This window comes from Candidatus Methylomirabilis sp., from assembly GCA_036000645.1.
Lineage (GTDB): Bacteria > Methylomirabilota > Methylomirabilia > Methylomirabilales > JACPAU01 > JACPAU01.
This window is the reverse complement of the sequence record DASYVA010000147.1, coordinates 1-6618: the sequence shown is the minus strand read 5'-3', so window position 1 is coordinate 6618 and position 6618 is coordinate 1. Positions and strand designations below refer to the sequence as shown.

General features: G+C 72.0%; 6 protein-coding genes and 2 riboswitches. All 6 genes read right to left on the bottom strand.

The features are described from left to right. On the bottom strand, positions 1–385 hold a 385-nt coding region (locus VGT06_08300), incomplete at its 3' end, for a TonB-dependent receptor plug domain-containing protein (protein HEV8663123.1). Between the two features lie 48 nt (positions 386–433). Then, positions 434–580, bottom strand: a riboswitch (cobalamin riboswitch). A gap of 18 nt (positions 581–598) precedes the next feature. Beyond that, on the bottom strand, positions 599–1378 hold the full coding sequence (locus VGT06_08295) for an ABC transporter ATP-binding protein (GenBank protein HEV8663122.1): 780 nt from the start codon (positions 1376–1378) through the stop codon (positions 599–601). After that, positions 1375–2463, bottom strand: a complete 1089-nt coding sequence (locus tag VGT06_08290) for an iron ABC transporter permease (protein HEV8663121.1) — start codon at positions 2461–2463, stop codon at positions 1375–1377. Before VGT06_08290 ends, VGT06_08295 begins: the two co-directional genes overlap by 4 nt. Continuing rightward, positions 2460–3368 (bottom strand): cobalamin-binding protein, encoded by a 909-nt coding sequence (locus VGT06_08285; protein HEV8663120.1) that lies wholly within the window; start codon positions 3366–3368, stop codon positions 2460–2462. Before VGT06_08285 ends, VGT06_08290 begins: the two co-directional genes overlap by 4 nt. Then, complete coding sequence (locus VGT06_08280; GenBank protein HEV8663119.1) at positions 3365–4855, bottom strand: cobyric acid synthase; 1491 nt, start codon at positions 4853–4855, stop codon at positions 3365–3367. The genes VGT06_08285 and VGT06_08280 overlap by 4 nt, the downstream gene beginning before the upstream one ends. Continuing rightward, complete coding sequence (locus tag VGT06_08275; GenBank protein ID HEV8663118.1) at positions 4852–6258, bottom strand: cobyrinate a,c-diamide synthase; 1407 nt, start codon at positions 6256–6258, stop codon at positions 4852–4854. The genes VGT06_08280 and VGT06_08275 overlap by 4 nt, the downstream gene beginning before the upstream one ends. Before the next feature lie 134 nt (positions 6259–6392). After that, positions 6393–6592, bottom strand: a riboswitch (cobalamin riboswitch). Positions 6593–6618: the final 26 nt, after the last annotated feature.

Below are 6618 nucleotides of genomic sequence, written 5' to 3'. Positions count from 1 at the left end.
TGCCGGTGGTGAGATCGGCCAGGTCAAAGGCGCCGCCCATGGGACTGTTGATGGGGACGCCGTCTATCAGAAAGAGGGTGTGGCCCGAGTTTGATCCCCGGAGGAAGGTCGAGGTGATCGTGCCCGGGCCACCGGACTGGCTCACGGTAAGTCCTGGAACAGTCCGCAGGACCTCCTGGACTGTCTCCGCCTGCTTCGCCTCGATCTCCTCCGCGGTGATGACCGTAAACGACTTCGTCGCCGCTCCGACGGGGTCGGCGGTGCGGGTCGCCGTTACCACCACCTCGCCGATCTCCGGCTCCACCGGTTCCTGGCCCCAAACGGGAGCAGCCGCGCTCACGAGGAACACCAACACCGCCGCGATCTTCCAGGGACGCCCGACCATGAAACACCTCCTTCTGCCGCGAAAGGTGGTGCCTCGGGCCCCCGGAAAAGGTTTCCTGACTTGTGGTTCCTCACCCCGGCCGCGCCTTCCCAACCGCGCGCGCGGTCAGTGGCCTCGCTGGACCGGGGCTCCCCACTCACAGTGGCGGGACCGTGCCGGCTTGAGCCGCTCTCGCAGCCGCACCGGCTTCCCTTTCATCCGGGGGCGGATAGTTTACGGCGCTGGCGGCGCCGGGAAGACGCGGGGGCCGTCGGGCCCCTCCTCGACCCGGATCGCCTCGCCGTAGACCGACCGGAGCAGCACGGGGTCCATCACCTCCTTCACCCCCCCGAGCCGAAGCACCTCCCCCGCCTGGAGCAGCAGGGCCCGGTGGCACAGCCCGGGGGCCACGTTGAGGTCATGGGAGACCAGGATCACGGTGAGCCCGGCCTCCCGGTTCAGGGCCGCGATACACGCCAGGACCTCTGCCTGGTGGGCCAGGTCCAGGTGGGCCGTCGGCTCATCCAGCAGGAGGAGACGGGGCGCCTGCGCGAACGCCCGGGCCAGCATGACCCGCTGGCGCTCGCCTCCCGAGAGCTCCGTCACCGGCGTCGCCGCCAGGTGGATGAGGTCGGTCCGGAGCAGAGCCTCCTCCGCCGCCTGTAGGTCAGCCGGGATCGGGAGACCAAAGCCCCCGCCATGAGGGTACCGACCCATCAGCACCACCTCGAGGACCGTGTAGGGGAAGGCGACGGCCGCGTCCTGCGGGACCAGGGCCACCGTCCGGGCCAGCTCGCGCCGGGGCCACTCCGGCAGGGGACGCCCGAAGAGCTGGATCTCTCCCGCGGCCGGGACGAGGGTCCCGCAGAGGAGGCGCAAGAGGGTGGTCTTGCCGGCGCTGTTCGGCCCGAAGACCCCCAGCACCTCCCCCGCTTCCACGGTCAAGTCGAGACCCTTGAGGACCATCCCGTCCCGGTAGCGGTGCAAGAGCCCCCGGATCTCCAGGGCCCTCATCGCCCCCCCCTGCGGGCCCGCCGCCTCAGGAGCACCGCGAAGAACGGGGCGCCACAGAAGGCGGTGATGACCCCGACCGGCAGCTCCGCCGGGGCCGCCACCAGGCGCGCGACCAGATCGGCCGCCATCAGGAAGATCGCCCCCATCAGGAGAGACGCCGGGAGCAGGATCCGGTTGTCCGGGCCGAAGAGAAGGCGGGCGGCGTGCGGCACCATGAGGCCGACGAAGGCGATCGAGCCGCTGACCGAGACCGCCGCCCCGGTCACGAGGGAAGCGGCCACGAAGACGGTCCGCTTCACCCGCTCCACCTCCACGCCGAGGGCGGCGGCCGCCTCCTCCCCCAAGGCGAGGACATTCAGCGGCTGAGCCACCGCGAGCAGGACCCCGGTCCCCAGGAGGAGGCAAGCGGCGACGGCGGCGACGGCGGCGGGACCGCGGGGAGCCAGGTTCCCCATCAGGGTGAAGGAGATCCCCTGCAGCTCGATGGCCGAGACGAAGGAGCTGACCAGCATGATGGCCGAGGCGAAGAAGAGGCTCACGGCCACCCCGGCCAGGAGGAGCGTCTCCACGGGGAGGCGGGACTCCACGGAGGCCAGCCGGTAGACCACGAGGGCCGCGAGCAGGGCTCCTGCGAACCCGAAGAGCGGAGCGAGGACCGCCCCGACCCCCACGGGACCGACCCCCAGGAAGACCGCCACCACGACCCCGAAGGCGGCCCCGCTCGAGACCCCCAGGATAAAGGGATCCGCCAGGGGGTTGCGGGAGATCGCCTGGAAGGCGCCGCCCGCGATCGCCAGACAGGCGCCCACGAGGCCCGCCAGGAGCACCCGGGGGACGCGGAGGGAGAGGACCGCTGCCGCCTCCGTCGGCGTCCACATCACCGGCAGCGGGAGGACGGATGCAAAGAGCATGGCGAGGACCCGGTGCGGCCCGACGCGGATCGTCCCCACCGACAGGGAGAGCAGGAGCGTGACGAGCAGGGCGGCGAAAAGCCCTCCGCAGAGGCGCAGGAGTCGGCGTCCCGTCACGGGCGGCGCCGGCGCGGCCTCCCGGGGCGGAGCAGCAGGAAGCGCTCGCTCGGTCATTGAGCGGTCTCCCGGGAAGAAGCAGGGAACGCATCGGGGTGAAGGGCCCGCGCCATCGCTTCCAGCCCCTCCACGATGCGGGGGCCGGAGCGATGCAGCAAGTCGCCGTCCAGGCTCTGGACCCGGCCGGCCCGCACGGCGCGGAGAACGTGCCACCCCGCCCATCCCTGGACCGCCTCCGGCCGGAGGGGGCGGGAGCCCATTCCCGCCAGGAGGATGACCTCCGGGTTCACCCGCAGAACCTCCTCCAGGCCCAGGCGCGGGTACCGCAGCGCACTCCCCCGAGCCACGTTCTCCCCGCCCGCAACGGCGATCAGGCTGTCAATGACGCTCCCCCGCCCGGCGGTGATCAGCGGGTCCGGCCAGAGGACGTAGAGGACGGGCACCCGCGGGTGTCCCGCAACCTGCCGCACCACCCAATTGACCCGGGAGCGCATGACCTCCACCAGGGCGCTTGCGCGGGCCGGCCGGCCGAGGAGCCGACCCACCGACCGGATGCTGGCGTAGATGCCATCCAGACCCTCCGGGCGGACGACAAACGTGGGGAGGCCCAGACGTTCCAGCAAGAAGACGGTCTCCTGCCGGTTCCCCTCGGTGGTGGCCAGGACCAGGTCCGGTTGCAGCGCCAGGATCACTTCCGGGTTCGGCGCCTGGACCGTCCCGACCTTCGGTTTCCCGACCGCTGCTGGAGGGTAGTCGCAGAAGTCCGTCACCCCGACCGTGAGCTCCCCCGCCCCGAGAGCAAAGAGGATCTCGGTGAGGCTCGGGGCGAGCGACACGACCCGGGTGACGGCCCGGGCGATCTCCACCTCCCGTCCCATCATGTCCCGGACCGGAGCGGCGAGCACCGAGACGGCGGGGCCGAGGAGGCCGACAGTCAGGGCGAAGGCGAGCAGCGGTTTCATGATCCCAGCGCGAGTTGCCGGATGCGCTGCCAGTCCGTGTGGGCCTTCACGCAGTCTGCCCAGGCATCGAGGATGGCTTCCCGGTCCTCTGCGCGAGGGGGAAGAGAAGGCAGCCCCCGATCGGCCCGGAGCCTGTTGAGCCACGCGCGCCGGAAGCGATCATCCTCGAAGAGCCCGTGCACCGCACTCCCCCAGGTGCGGCCGTCCGGGCTGCGAGCCCCCTCGGGCTCCCCCGAGGCCGTGAGGAGGGCGGAAGGAGTCCCGGGGTCCACGTGGATGCGTCCGTGGTGGATCTGGTACCCGGCGATCCCGCCCAGCCCGTCGGGCCCAAGGAGGGGATTCGCCGAGACCCGGACAGGAGACGTGACCTTCTCCACCGCGAAGACCGTCTCCACGGGAAGCAGGTTCAGGCCCTCGGTCTCCCCTCCGCCCTCGACTCCCTCCGGGTCCTGGAGCCGGCGGCCAAGCATCTGGAACCCGCCGCAGATCCCCACCACGTGCCCACCCCCCTCGGCGAACGCCCGGATGGCCTCCGCAACGCCGCACCGCCGGAGAGAAGCCAGGTCCGCCGCTGTTGCCCTGCTCCCCGGCAGGATGACCGCATCGCACCGGGGGACTTCCTCCGGCACCCGGAGGTAGGTGACAGCCACGTCCACTTCCCGCGTCAGGGGGCCGAACTCGTCGAAGTTGGACAGGTGGGGAAGCCAGACGATGCCGACCCGCAGGGGAGCGCCGGGCCTTCCGTGAGAGTCCCGGAGGCTGGCGGAGTCCTCCTCGGGAAGGGCCAGCCCGTCGTGCCAGGGCAGAACCCCGACGACGGGACGGTCGGTCCGGTGCACGAGGTCCGCGATGGCCGGCTCGAGGCGGGACCGCTCCCCCCCGTACCGGTTCAGGAGGAACCCGGCCACCCGGCTCCGCTCCTCCAAGGCCAGGAGCAGGAAGGTCCCCAGGAGAGCGGCGAAGGCCCCGCCAAAGGCCATGTCGGCCACAAGCAGGACCGGCGCCCCGGTGAGCGCGGCGACACGCATGTTGGCCAGGTCGGACTCCCGGAGGTTGACCTCGGCCGGCCCCCCCATTCCCTCGAGGATCAGGAGCTCGTGCGTGGCAGCCAGCTCCCGGTAGGCCTCTTCGATAATCTCCCAGGCCCACCCTCTTCGCGCCAGAAACTCGTCGGCCGCGAGCAGGCCGACCGGGCTCCCCCGGGCGATGACCTGCATCCCTTCCCCGGCCACCGGCTTGAGAAGGATGGGATTCATCCGGACGTCGGGGATGGCGCCGGCCGCCTCCGCCTGGACGATCTGCGCGCGGCCCATCTCCCCGCCGCAGAGCGTGACGCCGGCATTCAGCGACATGTTGACCGCTTTGAACGGGGCGACCCGGATCCCCTCCCGCCGGAAAAGCCGGCAGAGAGCAGTGACGACAGCGCTCTTGCCCACGCCGGATGCGGTCCCCTGGACCATCAATGCCCTGGCCCGCGGCGGCGTCACGCGATCCCCCCCGCCCGGGCGGGAAGGGTGACCCCCCGGGCGCCTGCGTGCGCCTGGCAGGCTGTCACGAAGTGGCGGGCCACTTCCGGGCAGGAGCCCCAGTGGAGGTGCAGGTAGCTCCCGAGCGCATTGGCCACCAGGTAGCCCTCCGCCTCGGCTCCGCCGGCCGGAAGCCGGCGCACCCGGTAGGCGTGGGCGCTGGCCGCAGGCGTCTCCAGCAGGGAAGATGCGTGGAACTCGTGGCCACGGAGGCTGAGACCCGCGGGGCCCAGGGGCGAAGGGTGCACGAGGTCCACGCTGCAATAGGCCAGCGTCCCCCGCCCCGGGAACCGGATCGTGGCGTCGAAGACCCCGACCATCGGGTGCTGGCGGCCCTCCCCGTCCTCGATGGCCCTGCACAGATACATGAAGCCGCCGCACTCGGCCAGAACGGGCAGCCCAGACGCTACGGCCCGGCGGATCTCCTCCCGCATCGCGCCGTTGCCGGCCAGCCGCGGGGCCTCGGCCTCCGGGTAGCCACCCCCGAGATAGAGGCCGCCGAGACCGGCCGGCAGGCACTCGTCGGCGAGCGGGCTGAAGGGGACGAGGTCCCCCCCTGCGGCGTCCAGGAGGTCCAGGTTATCCTGATAGTAGAAGGAGAAGGCGGCATCTCGCGCGACGCCGATCTGCACGACTGGTCGGGCCGGGGGGACCGGAGGATCCGAGGGGACAGGCAGGGGCCGCGCTGCCGAGGCGACGCGCAGGATCCCCTCGAGATCCAGGTGTGCCTCCGCCGCAGCAGCCAGCCGCGCCACCTGCTCCGGCGAGAGGGTGCGCGCCTCGGGGGTGAGGAGGCCGAGGTGTCGTTCCGAGATCGCCAGCGCCTCATCCCAGGGTAAGGCCCCCAGGACCGGCACGCCGAGGGGGGCGACGGCCGCCGCCAGCGTCTCCCGGTGGGGGACCCCACCCACCCGGTTGAAGATGACCCCCGCCAGAGAGAGGGCCGGGTCAAACCGGGCGAATCCGAGAGCGAGGGCGCCGGCGGACCGGGCGACCCCCTGGGCATCGAGGACCAGGAGGACCGGCGTTGCCGTGAGGCGGGCCACCTCCGCGGCACTCCCCCGATCATCGGCGCCGCCCGCCCCATCGAAGAGACCCATCATCCCCTCGATCAGCGCCAGCCCTCCCGGGGGCTCGTGCCGGGTCAGGGAAACCCGCACCCACTCCGGTGAGCTCATCCAGGGATCCAGGGATCGCGCGGGCCGCCCCGCCACCGCCCCGAGGTGCGCCGCATCGATGAAGTCGGGCCCGACCTTGAAAGGAGCCACGGGAAGGCCCCGGCGTCTCAGCGCCGCCGCCAGGGCGAGGCAGACCGTGGTCTTCCCGGTCCCGGTCCCCGTCCCGGCCACCAGCACCCGGCCCATCCGCTCCTCCCCAAAAGCAAAGCGCCCTGACCTCGCAAGAGGTCAGGGCGCCCCGAGCCCAAAAGAGGCGACGCGCCGGGGACGGCGCGTCGGCTATGGCGCACGCGGGGGCGGCCTTTCCCCTCGGAAGGCTACGCCCACCCGAGGGGCTGGGTCGGTCTCCTGGCTCGCGGCTCCGCTTACTCTCTGCGCCTTCCCGGCCTCCCCACCGTCACGGGGGGAGGGCCAGTGGCTCCACTGCAGATTTCAACGCCGCTCACAGTTGCGGGGCAGCAATGGCTTTGCCGGTTCCCCGGCGCACCATTTTCCCGGCACCCAGCCCGGATGTGATGTGCCCCTTTGTACCGGAGCCGCGTGGGG

What these genes read in the sequence shown, in the direction of transcription:
- VGT06_08290 (HEV8663121.1), bottom strand. Translation starts at nt 2,463, where the DNA reads ATGACCGAGCGAGCGCTTCCTGCTGCTCCGCCCCGGGAGGCCGCGCCG.
- VGT06_08275 (HEV8663118.1), bottom strand. Translation starts at nt 6,258, where the DNA reads ATGGGCCGGGTGCTGGTGGCCGGGACGGGGACCGGGACCGGGAAGACC.
- VGT06_08285 (HEV8663120.1), bottom strand. Translation starts at nt 3,368, where the DNA reads ATGAAACCGCTGCTCGCCTTCGCCCTGACTGTCGGCCTCCTCGGCCCC.
- VGT06_08295 (HEV8663122.1), bottom strand. Translation starts at nt 1,378, where the DNA reads ATGAGGGCCCTGGAGATCCGGGGGCTCTTGCACCGCTACCGGGACGGG.